Here is a 15,522-nt window from a genome sequence, read left to right as displayed (position 1 = left end):
TATTTTTCTTATGGGGGTGGATAAAAAGGTGCAAACAAGCTATCATTAATATATAAATATATGACTAACAAAATGAAAGGATTGATTGCATGGAAATTCTTTATTCAAATATACCTCCCATCACTATTGGACAGAATCAGAAAACTCTTGCAAATGAGATTAAAGCTAGCATAGCACTTTCAGATAAAATTGTTTTCGCTGTTGGTTATGTCTCGAGAAGTAGCTTAATTGAACTTGACCATTTAGTAGAAAAGTATGGGTTAAAAAATGTCACTTTGATTGCTGGTATGTATGCTACAGATGGAATCCCGGAAAGCATATATATTGAGATTACTAGATTGCATAATAAATGGACCCGTAACAATATAGGAAACATCCATTTGGTTAACAATATGAGTTACCATGGAAAGTTATATACTTTTTGGAAAAATGGAAGCATATTTAGAACAATTGAAGGGTCTGCAAATCTCAGTGTACTTGCTCCTACAGGAACAACATTACGTCAGTACGAGATATCTACTTCTATCAGCGATTCTCAAAAAAATATTGAATTTGGTAAACATATTGACATGTTGCAGAGTTCTTGCACATCTTTAGCATCAGATTTAGAAGGATTCCGAATTGTTCATGAACCAATTGAATTGTTGAATGGAATCGAAAATGTAACTGATCTTAAGGAAAGTGCTGTCAAGTCTTATCAAAGACTAGAAACAAATGTTACTGTTCGATTTCCAATCAAAGCTCCTTTCTTTGATAAACGTTTCAGCAATAATGGAAATGATTTTGCAAAGTCTAATATCAATGTTTGCTATGGTGCAGGTAGAAAAAACTCTAATGGCACATATAATCGACGTAATTGGTATGAAACTCAATTAACTGTTTCAAAAGATGTTTGGAGTTTACCTTCATATCCCACTGGCAAACCCTTCTTCGTCGTTACAGATGATGGTTATCATTTCGAAGCCCATACTACAAGTGCCAATCATAAGCAATTTACAGCTTATGATAGCGATCGTATTTTAGGCCGATGGATTAAAGGACGGCTTGTAGCTAATGGGTTGCTTTCTCCTATTGATGATGTAAACAAAGATAAGGATCTTTTGGGTGTTGTTACTTCAGAAATGCTTCAACAAGCTAGTATGAAAGTATTAGTCTTGACTAAAACAAATCGCCAAGAACTAGGGCGTGTATATGAAAGAAAAGTTAATGGTCGTTTGGATAAGAGTCAGTGGCATTATGAACCACTTGATGTATGGACCATAAAATTTGATAATGATGGAGGGAACAATCGATGACTTTTTTAGAAACTTATGTACAAAGTATTAGAGACAATAATCAAGATGAATTATCAGATTCTGTAAAGAAGACGGCTAATGATGTTGGTAATATGTATCTATCTAAATTCGATTATAGATCAAATCAGATAGGTATGTTACTTGGTAATGTTCAATCTGGAAAGACTGGGCAAGTCTTTGCTATAGCATGTGAAGCAGCCGACCAAGGTTTCCCTTTTTTTATTTTACTAACTACTGATAATACACGCCTACAGCAACAAACTTTTGAACGAACACAACAGGATTTAACTGAATTTGTTGTTTGCGACGAAAAAGAAGAACAAAAATTTAAAAACGCAAACGGAAAACCCGCAATACTTGTTTTAAAGAAAAATACTCGTATATTAAGAGAATGGGCAAACATCTTAAAAAACATGCAAAGTTTCAAGGGTAATCCACTGTTTATCATCGATGATGAAGCAGATGCAGCCTCTTTAAATACTAAAGTAAATCAGAATGATGTATCTACAATTAACAAATATTTAACTGAAATTCGTGATACAGCTATTGCAAGTATCTATCTTCAGGTAACTGGTACACCTCAAGCTTTACTGCTCCAATCGTTAAACACTGAATGGCATCCAACCTTTACTTACTATTTTGAACCAGGAAAAGGATACCTAGGGGGAAACTTTTTCTTCCCACCTTCAGGAGAGGTACCAAACTATATAAGATTTGTTGATAGTAAAACTCCAAAGGAGTGTATGAAAGAAGTCATAATCCGTCATCTAGTTGTGACAGCTCAATCTTTCTTAAGTGGTGAGAATGTATCTAATTGTCTGATGCATCCAGGTATTCGACAAACTTCCCACAAAAAGGCAAAAAGTGAATTGGAAGAGATGCTTTTATATCTGAAAACACATATTAATAATGTTGAAATCACCAAAATGATTGAATCTGAATATAATTTAATTAACCCCAAAAAAAGCTCTAAAGTTCTCTTTTCTGATTTAATTGATAAAATCCAAGTATTGTTAGACTCTTCTAATTATCAGATATTAACCCTGAATGGAACTAGTACCGATACCAGTTCTGATTACGAAACCGGGTGTAACTTTATTATTGGCGGAAATACACTTGGACGAGGTATAACTTTCAATCGATTAAACACATTTTATTATATTCGTACTAGTAAAAACCCTCAGGCTGATACAATGTGGCAACATAACCGTATGTTTGGTTATGATAGAGATCCTGGATTGGTTAGTTTGTATTGTACACAGGAGTTGTATCAGTTATTTAACGATATAAATGAAACTAACAATCACATCATTGATCAAGTAAAAAGAGGGGCAAAGTTCACTATTGCCTATCCAAACGGTCTTAACCCCACACGAAACAACGTATTGGATAAATCTATATTAGATATTGTGGTCGGAGGTTCTAATCATTTTCCACTTGAACCAGAAAACCATTCTTTCGAAGATATTACTGCAATGGTTAATAAATTTAAAGATGATGATGCTTCTATAAATGTTAGTTTAGGCTTAGTTATTCAGCTCCTGAAATGCTTCAAAACTGAGGAATCATTCAATTTAAAAGGTTATATCAATATTATTGAATCTTTATTTAAAAACAAACCCACAACTCAGGGTCGTTTGTTAGTTAGAAGAGATAGAGATATCACTCGTGCAACACGAGCATTACTTTCTTCTAATGACTGGAATGAAACAAATCAATATGAAGATCAATTTGTTTTAACATTGTATTGTGTAAAAGGTCAAAAAGAAAAAGGTTGGGGAGGGCATCCCCTGTGGGTACCCAATATCAAATTTCCAAAATCAAAAAACTTTTATATTATCGAATAAATTATTTTCAGTTAAACAAGAGAACGTTAACTCCAGTATGGTTTAACGTTCTTTTTCATAAACTAAACGCACTTAAAAATTTAACTTATGTACCCAACTGGCTTCCTCCATAATTGAATATTTTGATTTATCCATTTTATCTCTTTTTCATTTAGGCCTCTAGTTTTACCTGTCTCCTCATCCAACCCTAGTAAAAGCACTTTTCCTGCAAATTTATATTCATTACCAATAATATTTAACCCTATAAGATAATTTCCTTTTTTTAAAGCTCCGATATCATCTACCCACGCATCAATAGAAGATGTCAGTGACTGTACATCCACAGAATCTACATTCAAGCTTTTTTGAATAACATCTAAATCATTCTCATCATTCCATTTAATTTTGTGTGAAACTACCAGATCATTGCTTATATCAATTTTTATTGCATAAGACATTTTGCACCCCTCGATTCTAATAAATTCAAATAGTTGTAATTAATTTTATCACAAATCGATACGTACTAATCATCATTTTGACTAGCCGCTTCAATTCTACGTTTTACTCTTTGAATTGTACTCACACTCAATTTTGTCCTTTTTGAAACCTCGTTATAGCTCAAACCACTTCGCAACAACTCATAAGCATGACGTTTATCATCCGTTATTTGAGCTTTAGGGCGTCCTTCACGAAAGTTTGGATTATTTCTCTTAGCAAATGCTTTCCCCTCTTGTGTACGTTCTACAATCATATCACGTTCCATTTCGGCGACCGATAAAAGTGTACGCATAATCATTCGTCCAATTGCTGTATTTTCAATGGTTCCCAGATTAAGAACTTTAATCGTAATGTTCCTTTCCAGTAATGGCTCGATTATTTCTAATGCTTCTTTTGTATTTCGAGCAAATCGATCTAGCTTTGTTACCACAACTGTATCATTATCTTCTAAAGCTAATAATAATTTAGTAAACTCAGGACGATTAGTTTTAGTTCCTGTGAATTTTTCTTTGTAGATAGTTTCTTGTTTCACTCCTGATAGCTTTAATTGCTCCAATTGTTCATGTAATGATTGAGCAGTTGTACTTACTCGCGCATACCCAAAAATCATTGAAAACTCCCCTTTTTTCAAATTAGTTTCTGACCTAAGTTAATGACTAGTGATTAAGCTTGATGCTTCAATAAACAATTCGTTGGTCAAAAACTATTAAGTTTGTGACCATAGCTTTTCCGTTCAAGAATTACATACTAGTCATTTTTTGTTCTTCGAATTGAAATTACATATTACTAAAATTTTTATTAGGTGAGTTTGGGGTGAGTTTTGACCTGTTTCCTTTTTTTATTTCAAAATCCCTTATTTATCTAGCCATTTTTCGTCATTTATGCATTTCCCATTAAAACTCACCATCAACTCACATCTGCTTCCTCTTTAGGTTTAGAGATATTATGTTAAATTTATGTGTGTTTCCCCTTCTACAATGTAATTTCGAACCGAAGAGTTCTCAAAACTATCTTCTATAATGTAATTATCGTCCTCAAGATTTTATTCATTTTTATTATTATTTCTCTAAAATGTAATTCGTTCCCTCAACGTTTTAAATAATCTTCTTACAATGTAATTTTGATTCTCATACTTTTAGCGATTTTTTAATGCTGAACATGAATTTTTCTACTTCAGCATCCAGCAATATAATTTTTCTATTTATTTTTGATAGGAGATAATTCTACATGCACTTTATTTTGTATGTCACAATCTCTAAAACCTCATAAAGTAGCTCGATAGTCATATTCTAATTTCTGACAAGTTAAAGAGTTGCTTCAATAGTTCCATTGCAGATTGTTGATGGTATTCATCTTTCGTTTTTAGTACATATAAACAAATTCCATCTTTTTCCAACTGTAGTAGCTGTCCTCTTCATATACCACGAGCTGAAGTTTTTGATTGCGTAACGCTTGTTGAATTATCACTAGTTCATGCCATTCCTTTTCTTAAAATACAGGCTCTGAGAATGCTTTATACTTTCTTCTAATCGTTTCTGCATCTAGTTGATCGTCTATTACGTACCGTGGAAACAAAGCAACTAAATATAACAACAAACTTTCGATTTCTTCTGAACTAGTTAAATCAATTTCCATTAGTTTTTGTTGCTTCAAATATAGGTCTACAAAATATCCACCAACATGTGGAATAACAAATCGAATTTTTTGATCCCCGTATAGCAAGCGATAACTCGCTAATTGGTCTAATACCTGTTTATCCATAAACTCGTTTACTTTCATCTTACCACCTCTTACGATTCATTCTACCGCCATCTTTGAGTTACGACAGCCCCCTAAATATAATTCATATAAAAAAGTAGTAGCTTATCCGTTCTAAGCTACTACTCCCAAGTTTTCTGTTTGTCATATGTATTCTTTTGATACTCTTCTTTTTCTTTCTTTTTTGCAATCCGTAAGCGTTCTTGAGTTTGTTTTCTTTGTGCCCTAACTATTTTTGTCCGTTGTCTTTCTTCTTGACTAAAGAACTCACTATGTATCGATTTGCCCGTCCTCATGAACAGGTATATAGCTAAGCCAATAATTGCTAGACATGTAAGCCCAACTAGTAGTAGTCCTAAAATAATCTCCCTATAGATAATGAACACGATGAGTATAAAACTCCCTGTAATGAGCATTTTTTTGTTAGTTACCATGACTTTACTCCTCAATGTTAAAATGACTTTTGATAAGAAGTTCTGTTTCTGACCATAAATGATCGGATACGTAGAAGCCTTTTCCGATAAGTGCGATTTCACCTAAAGATAACCAGTAGTGAGCTAGCCCACCAGATAGTCTACGTTGAACGGTCAACTGAACTGGATGTCCTGCTGCAACCTCTTTTGCTTCCATTAATTTAATCCATTCATCCCTCGTAAAACAGTCCTTAAAGCTTGTCATTTTCGTTCCCCTCTCATATAGCTTAGAAGGACAAAGCAACCTTTGTCCTTCCTTTTTATCCCTTATTAATAAAACAGTGCAATCCAACCGTAACCGTTGTGTGTCATAGAATAGTTTTCTGTCCATGTCCCATTTTCAATATTCGCTGTCCAGTTCGCTTCAATGTATGCAATCATTGCATTCTTATCTGTCCAAGTACCTACAGCTCCATTATCTACTCCTGGAATCATGTCACCAGCATATACTTTTTCAGGTTCAACGGGTTTGCCTGGCTCTACCGGCTTCTCTCCACCATCAGTACCATTGTTTCCTTCTGGATTTATAGGTGTTTCTGGAGTTGTTGGTTGTGTTGACGTGTCAGTTTCCTCACCAGTGTTTGTTTCTGGTGTTCTAGTCGATTCATCAATAGAGGGATCGACTACTTCACCCGGATTTTGATTCGGATTTACTTTTTGCTGATCTGTAATAATCGTTTCGCTAACAACATCGCCAGCTCCATTTTTTACAGTTACCTTATCCTCATTAAAATAAATTGTTCGACCTACGGGTAATTTGTATTGCTCACCTAGAGATAGGTTAACGCTATTAATATCTGCTAAAGTTTGAACAGTCAAATTTGTACGCTGAGAGATCGCCCACAGTGTATCACCTAAGACCATCGTATAGCTTGTTTGTCCTTCAACTAGTTGAATAGTGTTTGGTAAGTTTGCTGTCCAACTCGTTGCCTCTGACGTCTGGCCAAATAAAAGACCTCCTCCTAATATAGCTGTACTTACTAAACTAGTAACAAGTGTTTTCTTCATTTACTTGTTTCCTCCTTTTATTATTCTTTACAAAAATATTATACTGCCTATTTTAATAAAAAGATACCATTAATTGTCATTTTAATTAAAATGACAATTATAATGAATGGCAGTTCATCTTTGTATCCCTGATAATTTCACTAAATAACCGAAAACAAGAGGTAGATATCATGGATGAAGAACAGGTAAAAGCTGTTGCTAATGAAGAGGCTAATCGATTAATCCAACAAATTACTTACTTAAGAAAGAAGCAAGGACTTACACAAGAAAAGCTTGCCGAGAGAGCAGGTATTAGCCGTAATACAGTAGTACAAATCGAACGAGGAAATGTAAAGGTATCTTTGGTCACATTTTGTGCTCTTCTAGAGGGGCTACAAATGACTTATTTAGATTTTTTTGGCGCTATTGAGGACGAGAAAGAGTTTGATAAACCTGAATCTAAGGAAGTTATCGACTTAGTTAAACAACTAGATATTCATCCTAACCGCTTAGAATATCTCTCTATACTTCGAACATTAATCAATATCAAATAGAAATCAAAACATTCCCTCATAGCTTTGTATGAAGGAATGTTTTTGAGTATTGAGCTTTCAATTTATTAATCTTGAGCTACCATCTACTGTATAAATTGAATGCTATATTGAATGCCATTGCAATAAAACTTATCGAATTATACTGCAATAAGAAACACAAAATTACCTAGTTTTCTCTGCTTAATGAAACACACTGAAGCGTAATGAAATCCTATTAATCGACTATATCGAACAAGGCAAGATAGCAAAGATAAAACCAGAAAATACTTAAGAAGTAAAAAATAAACTGAAATTAATAGATATAGTGAAAAGCTTGGGACCTGCATCTCAAGCTTTTTTTGTTTCATGTGAAACATTCTCAATTTACCAGCCTTAAATCAGAAGTTTGGGAGATTTTTAACAGTAAAGTAACAGTCGATTACCTTAAATATAGAGTAAGATCAACCTATCAATAAAAATCAAAACAAAGGAGTAAAATCAGTGCGGACAATAAAGACAATCAGCGATTTTTGGGAAGTAATCGATGAAATAAGAATAAAAAAAGAACTGAATTGGACAGAATTAGTTGGAGGAAAAGCGAACTTAGCTGCTAGTCAACATTGGAATCCTCCGTTGACGTATATTCTTCAAATACAAAAAAAGCTAGATATAGATATCCTGAATACGTTTGTTTATGAATTAGTTGAATCGGAACAATTAATTGGTAAAGACCCAGAAACGCCAAATAAAATGAAGTTGATTCACCAGTGGATTCAGTCTGACAATTGGATGGAGGATGAAGAAATCATCCAAAAAGTTCAAGAAGTTGCTAAAACGATTCTATAAAAAAATTAAAGGAGTAAGAAGATGGCTAATACAGAAAATATGATTAAATGGATGACAGACCGTAAAGGAACCGTCACGTACTCAATGAATGCAAGGCTAGGCCCTAATAGCTACGATTGTTCAAGTGCGGTTTACTTCGCTTTGATCAGCGGTGGTTTTTTTACTAGTGGAATGATAGGCAATACAGATACTCTGTTCTCACATTTGGAAAAAACTGGCTGGATACAAGTCCAAGAAGATGCCTCAGGAAATTATCCTGCTAAAAAAGGAGATATTTTTATCTGGGGAAATCGAGGAGCATCAGGTGGAGAGGCAGGACATACAGGCATTTTTTTAGATGATCAAGATCAGATCATTCATTGTAATTATGGCTATAATGGTATTACAGTCAACGATCACGATACGATTTGGGAAATAAACGGCTGCCCTACCTTAACTGTATATCGTTATGGAAAACCCGGAAACAGTCAAATAAAACCACAACCAAATCCTTCACAACCAATTTCTGTGACGAAAGAACAACAAACCGGCTTGATTTCAATGTCAGGTACATTTTATCCAGATAGAAAATTAGCAGTAAGTCAAGACACAGAACCAGATGAGGTGATAAGCCCCGCACTAGATTATTATTTACCTGGTATGGCAGTCCACTATGATTACTATCTTCATAGTAATGGCTATGTTTGGATCAGCTATATCAGTCAAGGAGGTGCTCGGCGCTATATTGCCGTTGGGCCAGATGATGGGCAGACCAATACAACTTGGGGAACAGGTTTTTTTAATTGATTAAAAGGTCTGTCAAAAGTAACCTTGCTATAATGATGGAAACGTCACGATAGATGGAGAGATAGTTAATGAAAACTAATTTTATAGAGAGTGAATTTGCTCCATTAAAAAGAGTTGTTTTAGCACAATCACAATTTTATTTGCCTGAAGAGGAGGACGAGTTAGATACAAGCTTTCTATCAGAAACAAACATAAAACTTTTCAAGAATAAAGTTGGTGATATAGGTGATCTTTACCCAGATATGCAGAAAAAATGGGAAAAAGAGCAGATGCTTCAATTGTTAGCCTCGTATGTTGTAGAAGTTATCAGGCGCGGAGGTTGACAACTTATGAAAAGACATTAGGAAAAGAGAGTGGACATAGCTATGCTAATTTTTTTTCCAGAGATCCGTTTTTCACACTTGGTAATTTCATCATTGAAGGCAACTTGAGGTTTGCTCACCGACGTTTGGAAATCTCGCCGATACGAGCTATTCTAAAGGAAGAATCCAAGTATGCAGAACACACCACAACCAGATATTTCCGAAGGATCAGAAAGTGAAACAGGGCCATTTCTAGAAGGCAAGCGATGTTTTGGTTTATGGCAAAAAATTATTTGTTGGATATTCAGGTTTGGCCAGCAATCAAAATGGAATCAATTGGCTGAAGACACTGTTAGCTCACTGGGACTATGAGGTTATACCAGTACGTTTGCATCCAGATATACTGCACCTAGATTGTGCTCTAAGCATGGTTACAGACGGGGTGATGATTTACTGCGAAGAAGCTTTTTTAGATCAGTTACCCAATGTGCTAGACAACTGGGATAAGATAACTATTTCTTTAAAAGAAGCCTCATTACTGATGGCAAATGGCCTTCCGATTAATGACTCTGTGTATGGACAGATCAGTCATTCACACAGTTGATCACAGCGTTGGAAAGTCATGGCGTCAAAGTAGAAACATTAGATTACGAAGTTTCAAGAATATTCGGTGGCTCTTTTAGATGTACAACACAAGCACTACTGAGAACAAGCTATTAATCTAGGAATTTACTCGAATTTTATAAAAAGATAAAATAACTTCAGATTTTTACCAAACAATCGTAATAAAGAAACCAAAATTTCGACACAAAATAGTCACAAATTAGAGTTATTATATGTTCATACCAAACAAACAACCCTAACAAAACACTTTTTCATTTTTTAACTCCTTTTCCCGCTCTTCCCCAAGAGCGGGTTATTTATTGTGAATCACTGTGATTGGCTATGCCAGAACAGATGATGAACAATACTTGGCGACCAAAGGGAGAGAAGTCCCCGAACTAGTGAATCCCCCCTCTATTACCCCCAAAACAAAAGAAATCTTGAGATAAGCCAAGCCAGAACAACCAGTGAACAAAACAAAGAGTTAAAAGGGAGAGAAGTCCCCGAACTAGTGAATCCCCTTCTATTACCCCCAAAACAAAAGAAATCTTGAGATAAGCCAAGCCAGAACAACCAGTGAACAAAACAAAGCGTTAAAAGGGAACACAATTACTATAATAGTCAGTCATTAAACGTTGTTTCAATATCTATATTCCCAAATAATTAAAAAATTAGAACCTGTAAAATAAAAAAACATCTAGACATGATCCTTCAATTTGAAGTCACTGTGTCTAGATGCTTTTGTTGTTCTTAGGTTAGTGTAACATTAATTGGGAAATGAGCACCTACCTACTATGTTTTCCTTTTTTTCTTCTCCAGAAAAGAAGAGATCCCGCGGCTCCAGAAATAAAGGTACCCAAACCTTGTCCTAGTAAAGATGTTTCTGATCCTGTGTTCGGTAGTCTTCTACTAAAACGAGTATCCGGAAGCCTAGATTTTGATGGATCTGCGACTAGATTAGTTTTAGAACGTGTAGTCTTAGGCAAAACGTCTGCTTTTTTAGGAGCTATTAACGATTCAGGTGCTTCAGATTGTTTTCCTGCTACAGGTGCCTTTAATGTTTTAGGTACCTTAGGTGCAGTAATGTTAATAGATCGCTCTACTGGTGGTTTAGCAAGGTCCACAGTTTCTGGTGCTGTAAGTGCTGGAACAATAGCTTCATCGTTTTTAGGTGCTTCTTCCAGTTCTTTAGGCCGTTCTAATGGGTCTACGTTTGTACTATCTTCTAGCTCGTTTAAATCAACAGGTGCTTCAGGTTGAATACTCCTTTCAGCTTCTTTGTTTTCCAATTCTACGTCCGTAATGTCTTTTGACTTACTTGGGGCGAGAACGGAATCAGTTGGAGTTGATGCCTGTTTTTCTGTTAAAGTTGGTAAATCGATTCCTTCGATACCTATCCAGTCTTTTATTAAAGCAGCAGAAGGTGCAAGAGATGAATTTATTGGCTTCATTATAGGTATTAATTTTGCAGGTACGTTAAAATCAGCTACTGGCGAGATAGGAGCAACTGACATATCTGGTACCTCTGGAATAACTGGAGCAGTGAGAGCAGAGACTGCTACCTTTTCTAGTTCTATTTTTTTTGATTCAAAAGTCAGTGGTGTCGTAACAGGATTAATGAGCTTTTGTCCGTTTATAATTCCAGTATATCCTTGAAAATTTCCAAAATAATCAGTTAACCATTCATAAATTGAAACACCTTCATCTTCTGAAAAAGGTAGATCTGCAAACATTTCTAAATTGTAGTCAAGTGCTCTCTGGAAACCAGGAGTAATCCCGTTAGCTTGGATTGGAATAGGATCTTTTTTATTGCCCATTTCAATGTTATTTCCTGTTGCTCTATTAAAGGCATCTATTTTATTTTTGAAATGTTCTTTAGCTAGGGTCCAGTTATCAGACACGCTTTTCAAATAAGTAGAATATGAAGAAGCTTTTTTAATAACATCTTCTACCGCTAATGTATAAGTAGACACAAACGTTTCCCAATCAGCCTCAGTGTTTAATGCATAGAGATCATCAACGCTATAGCCAATAGTTAAAAAGGCATCAGCTGGCTCTCTGTACTCTAAATTAATTTTAAGACTATTAAGAATAGGTTGCCAAGTATTGATATAATCATTGTTTGGGTCACCAATATTCTGAGAGCCCCATCCAGCACTATAAGTAACAAAAGCATTTTGAAATTCATTAAACTCCAAGTAATATTGTTGATAAGCTTTTGCGTAATTAATATTCTTCTCTGTGGCATCTTCTATATTCTGAATATCAATCGATATTTTTGTTTCAAAGTCTATCGGATCATATACATTTATAGTATTACCCTCTGGAACGATAGAGCTAGCATTGTAGATATCATTTTTAGCTTGATATTCTTCAATATCCGGCCAGGATGTATTTAATGTTCTAGATAAAGCGAACGTAGCTGTATTATATTTTATTTGCCATGTTGTTAAGTCAGTTGAAATATTTGCAAAATTTTCCTGCGTGATTTTATCATCTGGGAATTCTTTCATGACTTGATTCATAGTAGTAATAGCAACGTTAATTTGTTCTTCAGCAATCACGGCTTTCTTATAAGCCGCAAGTGCATCTTCATAAGGCTTTGCTGCTGTATTGAAACTATCTTTTGCAAGATCATACTTGGTTTGTAGATTATTAAAGAGCCCAATTGTTATATCATAGTCATTTTTAAGAGTTTTTAATTTTTCATGTGCTGCTTGATATGCAGTATCGGCTAATTTCCACGCAATATATGCTGCTTCGTATGATGTATTAACCTTATCGTATTCTTCGTGAAGTGTTGTAAAAGAATCTTCTATTTTTTCATATTCTTTTGAAACAGCGGTGTACTCTTCGTCATGTATTTTTTTTTCAGCTGTAACTTCGACCAGTATGCCTAAAGTTGTATTATAGGTTTTTAGTGTTTTTTCATATTTATTTTTAAGGTCAACGTAGTAAACAGCTAAGGCAGTATATTCTTTTTCGATAAGCTTAAAGGATTCTTTCGCTTTTGAAATTGCTTCTGATGCGATTTCAAAAGCTGTTTTAGCAGTACTAAACTCCGTTCCTAGAGCAGAAAATTGCTTTTTAACCGCTTCGTACGCTGTCATCGTTTCAGTATAGTGTGTTTTTAAATCAGAGTACTGTTTCTGCGTTTTTTTTATTATTTTTCCTAAATTAGTAAAGGATGTCTCAGCTTTTGAAAGATCTGATTTTAGTTGTGTCAATTCATTTTTCAACGTTTGATATTCTGGGAAAAGACGGTCATATTCAGCACGAGCTAGTTCATATTTTTTGGTTACAGCATCATATGTTTTGTTCGCCTCAATATATTCTGCTTCGGTCACATCGAAAGCTTCTGATCCACTTGTAAATTGATCAAAGAGGGTATCATAAGAAGCCTTTACTTGAGTAAATTGATCTTTTACTTCATCAGATTTTTTAAGTGCAACTTTGTAAGCTGTTTCTGTTTCAGCATAGACATTCATGACGTGAGTATAGTTAGCGTTGATTGTTTGATACTCTTTTTCTAATTGTTGATAATCATTCTTTGCGTTATCATTTTGTGTCACAAGATAATCGTATTTTTGCTTGATAGACTGATAAGCTGCAGTGATAGCTTGATATTCACCTGTTGCAGTTTCATAGGCTGTTTTGACTATTTGAAATTCAGCAGTTAGTGAATCTGCTTGTTCTTTTACTTGTTGGTATTCTTTATCGAGTTCATTGTAGCGTTCGTTGTTTTCAGTATAGGCTGTCAGTGCAACGGAATATTCTGCTGTACCTTCTTGATATTGCTTTAAAAGTGCTTCTGCAGCTACTCGTTTTTCATTATAGTGTTTCAGGTTAGTTTCGTAAGTAGCAAGGGTTGTATCATAATCTGTTTTTTGTTGATCATACGTTGTTTTAGCCACTTGATAGGTTTTTGTTTTCTGTTCAAATGCTGTTTTTCCTTTCTCATACGTTATGCGAGCTGTTTCATATTGGTTCACTAATTCGTTTAATTGAGTTGAGATCGTTTCATATGTAGTCTTTTTCTCTTCATAAGTTTGTTTTGTTGTGTGATAATCGTCTTTGATTTTATTGTACTCAGCCAGTTTATTTTCGTATTTACTTATTGAAGTCTTCAATGCTGATAAGCGTTTTTCATAGGTTGTTTTGTCAGTTAAGTAACTGTCTTTCGCTTCGTTATACTCTGTTAGTATAGCGTTATATTCCGCAAGCGCTAAATCATATTTGGCTTTAACTTTAATATAGCCAGGTTTAGCAGCTTCGAGTGCTGCTTTTAGTGTAGTATAGGATGCTACAGCCAGATTAAATTCTTTGGCTTTAGTCTCATACGTTGTTTTTTTAGAGTTATAAGTATTAAGCAATTTCTCATAAGAAAGCTTTTGTGCGTTATAGTCTTTTAATTGGTTATTATAACTGTCTTTTGCTTTATTATAGGCTGTTTGACTCTTTCCATAAGCTATTGCAGCTTCTTCGTAAATTTTCTGTTTTTTTTCATAGGCAACGCGTAAGGTTTCGTAGTCGGCTCTTTTTTTCTCTGCATCCTCGTTTAATGTTTCATATTTTGTTCGTTCGGCTAAATAGTTTTTTTGCATGCTATTAAACGTTTCTTCTGTTTGTTGATAAAGGTCTTTTTCTGCTTCATACGCATCTTTTGCTTCATTATAATCGTCAATATGTGCTTCATAGTTTGACTTGTTTGTTTCATATGTAGTTCTGCTTACTTCATACTTTTCAGTAGCCTCATCAAATTTTGTGAGCTGTATCTGGTAGGTTTCTTTTAATCCATCTAAAGTGGTTTTAAGTTGATTTGCGGTTGTGTACGTTTTATCTGCTTCATTTTTTAAGATATCATACTCTGCTAGTGACGCATTGTAACGCTGTTTGGTTGCTTCGTATTCATCTTTTGCAGTTATATACTCCGCTAATATAGTCTTATAATCTTTTTCCGAGACGGTTTGAGCTGATTGGGATTGCTTTACTTGTTTTATGGTTGCAGCTAAACTTTGTACCGGAGTAATTGTTGTTATGACAAGCGTACTTGAATACAATAAAAATTTAAATGAACCTTTTCTTAATGAATCATTCATTAATTTACACTTACCTTCCTTTTTTTAATATTATTATAGTAAAAATATAAAAACCAAAAGATAGTTATATTTATACAAATGTAATTATACAATATGTTTACGTGATATATTTATCATAATTTTCTCCACGATTCTAATTTTTTGATAAATAATGATAAAGAACAATGCACAGAGGAATTTCTTTGGAATTGGATAAAGAAGGATTTTGAAAAATATAATTAAAATTTATATTTAAATACTATTCTGTTTTTGTATTCTTTTTTTTCATAAAACAGGATTTAATTTTATTATTAATTAATTTTATTCGAAAAATAAAATTAAAAAATCTGGTTTTTAACTAACAAACGTAATAAAGAAACCAACTTTTTAACATAAAATAGTCACAACTTCAAGTTATTATATATTCATACCAACCAAACAACCCTAATAAAACACTTTTTCATTTTTTAACTCCTTTTCCCGCTCTTTCCCCGTAGAGCGGGTGTTTTATTGTGAAACACTATGAATAGTTTCGCA

At 34.3% G+C, this 15,522-nt stretch carries 12 protein-coding genes and 1 pseudogene; 6 read left to right on the top strand and 7 right to left on the bottom strand.

The annotated features are described in order from the left end of the window. The first annotated feature begins 89 nt into the window (after positions 1-89). Both AC1PU0_RS16330 and AC1PU0_RS16325 read left to right on the top strand, forming a co-directional pair. Entirely contained in the window at positions 90-1,295 is a 1,206-nt protein-coding gene (locus tag AC1PU0_RS16330) for a restriction endonuclease PLD domain-containing protein (protein WP_479998590.1), read from the top strand. Next, a complete protein-coding gene (locus tag AC1PU0_RS16325) occupies positions 1,292-3,142 on the top strand; it encodes a Z1 domain-containing protein (RefSeq protein WP_479998589.1) in 1,851 nt (616 codons plus the stop codon). Before AC1PU0_RS16330 ends, AC1PU0_RS16325 begins: the two co-directional genes overlap by 4 nt. Positions 3,143-3,222: 80 nt before the next feature. Here the strand turns inward: AC1PU0_RS16325 and AC1PU0_RS16320 are convergent, their stop codons facing one another. The 6 genes from AC1PU0_RS16320 to AC1PU0_RS16295 all read right to left on the bottom strand — a co-directional run bounded on the left by AC1PU0_RS16320 (position 3,223) and on the right by AC1PU0_RS16295 (position 6,858). Beyond that, positions 3,223-3,579: a hypothetical protein gene (locus tag AC1PU0_RS16320; RefSeq protein WP_479998588.1), complete on the bottom strand. Its 357-nt coding sequence runs from the start codon at positions 3,577-3,579 to the stop codon at positions 3,223-3,225. 65 nt (positions 3,580-3,644) lie between these two features. Next, positions 3,645-4,229 (bottom strand): recombinase family protein, encoded by a 585-nt coding sequence (locus AC1PU0_RS16315; protein WP_479998587.1) that lies wholly within the window; start codon positions 4,227-4,229, stop codon positions 3,645-3,647. 878 nt (positions 4,230-5,107) lie between these two features. Further along, the gene (locus AC1PU0_RS16310) at positions 5,108-5,398 is read right to left on the bottom strand and encodes a hypothetical protein (RefSeq protein ID WP_479998586.1); all 291 of its coding nucleotides are present in this window, start codon (positions 5,396-5,398) and stop codon (positions 5,108-5,110) included. A 101-nt stretch (positions 5,399-5,499) separates the two neighbouring features. Then, complete coding sequence (locus AC1PU0_RS16305; RefSeq protein WP_479998585.1) at positions 5,500-5,811, bottom strand: hypothetical protein; 312 nt, start codon at positions 5,809-5,811, stop codon at positions 5,500-5,502. A 4-nt stretch (positions 5,812-5,815) separates the two neighbouring features. Continuing rightward, positions 5,816-6,055 carry a hypothetical protein gene (locus AC1PU0_RS16300; protein WP_479998584.1) on the bottom strand — a complete coding sequence of 80 codons (240 nt, stop codon included), beginning with the start codon at positions 6,053-6,055 and terminating at the stop codon, positions 5,816-5,818. A gap of 65 nt (positions 6,056-6,120) precedes the next feature. Then, the gene (locus AC1PU0_RS16295; RefSeq protein ID WP_479998583.1) at positions 6,121-6,858 is read right to left on the bottom strand and encodes a LysM peptidoglycan-binding domain-containing protein; all 738 of its coding nucleotides are present in this window, start codon (positions 6,856-6,858) and stop codon (positions 6,121-6,123) included. A gap of 170 nt (positions 6,859-7,028) precedes the next feature. Between AC1PU0_RS16295 and AC1PU0_RS16290 the strand changes: the two genes are divergently transcribed. The 4 genes and pseudogenes from AC1PU0_RS16290 (at position 7,029) to AC1PU0_RS16275 (ending at position 10,024) form a co-directional block, all read left to right on the top strand. Continuing rightward, positions 7,029-7,391: a helix-turn-helix domain-containing protein gene (locus tag AC1PU0_RS16290; RefSeq protein ID WP_479998582.1), complete on the top strand. Its 363-nt coding sequence runs from the start codon at positions 7,029-7,031 to the stop codon at positions 7,389-7,391. Between the two features lie 480 nt (positions 7,392-7,871). Then, positions 7,872-8,216, top strand: a complete 345-nt coding sequence (locus AC1PU0_RS16285; protein ID WP_069653524.1) for a hypothetical protein — start codon at positions 7,872-7,874, stop codon at positions 8,214-8,216. A 21-nt stretch (positions 8,217-8,237) separates the two neighbouring features. Beyond that, the gene (locus AC1PU0_RS16280; protein WP_206849720.1) at positions 8,238-9,002 is read left to right on the top strand and encodes a peptidoglycan amidohydrolase family protein; all 765 of its coding nucleotides are present in this window, start codon (positions 8,238-8,240) and stop codon (positions 9,000-9,002) included. A 68-nt stretch (positions 9,003-9,070) separates the two neighbouring features. Then, a pseudogene (locus AC1PU0_RS16275) lies at positions 9,071-10,024 on the top strand (dimethylarginine dimethylaminohydrolase family protein). A 668-nt stretch (positions 10,025-10,692) separates the two neighbouring features. Here the strand turns inward: AC1PU0_RS16275 and AC1PU0_RS16270 are convergent. Then, the gene (locus tag AC1PU0_RS16270) at positions 10,693-15,006 is read right to left on the bottom strand and encodes an LPXTG cell wall anchor domain-containing protein (RefSeq protein ID WP_479998581.1); all 4,314 of its coding nucleotides are present in this window, start codon (positions 15,004-15,006) and stop codon (positions 10,693-10,695) included. Between the last annotated feature and the right edge of the window lie 516 nt (positions 15,007-15,522).

The organism is Enterococcus sp. XAF26B05_ASV22 (assembly GCF_056727285.1).
Note: the sequence above shows the minus strand (reverse complement) of the source record. Positions and strands in the feature narration are given on the sequence as shown.

What these genes read in the sequence shown, in the direction of transcription:
- AC1PU0_RS16295 (WP_479998583.1), bottom strand. Translation starts at nt 6,858, where the DNA reads ATGAAGAAAACACTTGTTACTAGTTTAGTAAGTACAGCTATATTAGGA.
- AC1PU0_RS16315 (WP_479998587.1), bottom strand. Translation starts at nt 4,229, where the DNA reads ATGATTTTTGGGTATGCGCGAGTAAGTACAACTGCTCAATCATTACAT.
- AC1PU0_RS16325 (WP_479998589.1), top strand. Translation starts at nt 1,292, where the DNA reads ATGACTTTTTTAGAAACTTATGTACAAAGTATTAGAGACAATAATCAA.
- AC1PU0_RS16310 (WP_479998586.1), bottom strand. Translation starts at nt 5,398, where the DNA reads ATGAAAGTAAACGAGTTTATGGATAAACAGGTATTAGACCAATTAGCG.
- AC1PU0_RS16320 (WP_479998588.1), bottom strand. Translation starts at nt 3,579, where the DNA reads ATGTCTTATGCAATAAAAATTGATATAAGCAATGATCTGGTAGTTTCA.
- AC1PU0_RS16330 (WP_479998590.1), top strand. Translation starts at nt 90, where the DNA reads ATGGAAATTCTTTATTCAAATATACCTCCCATCACTATTGGACAGAAT.
- AC1PU0_RS16290 (WP_479998582.1), top strand. Translation starts at nt 7,029, where the DNA reads ATGGATGAAGAACAGGTAAAAGCTGTTGCTAATGAAGAGGCTAATCGA.
- AC1PU0_RS16270 (WP_479998581.1), bottom strand. Translation starts at nt 15,006, where the DNA reads ATGAATGATTCATTAAGAAAAGGTTCATTTAAATTTTTATTGTATTCA.
- AC1PU0_RS16280 (WP_206849720.1), top strand. Translation starts at nt 8,238, where the DNA reads ATGGCTAATACAGAAAATATGATTAAATGGATGACAGACCGTAAAGGA.
- AC1PU0_RS16300 (WP_479998584.1), bottom strand. Translation starts at nt 6,055, where the DNA reads ATGACAAGCTTTAAGGACTGTTTTACGAGGGATGAATGGATTAAATTA.
- AC1PU0_RS16305 (WP_479998585.1), bottom strand. Translation starts at nt 5,811, where the DNA reads ATGGTAACTAACAAAAAAATGCTCATTACAGGGAGTTTTATACTCATC.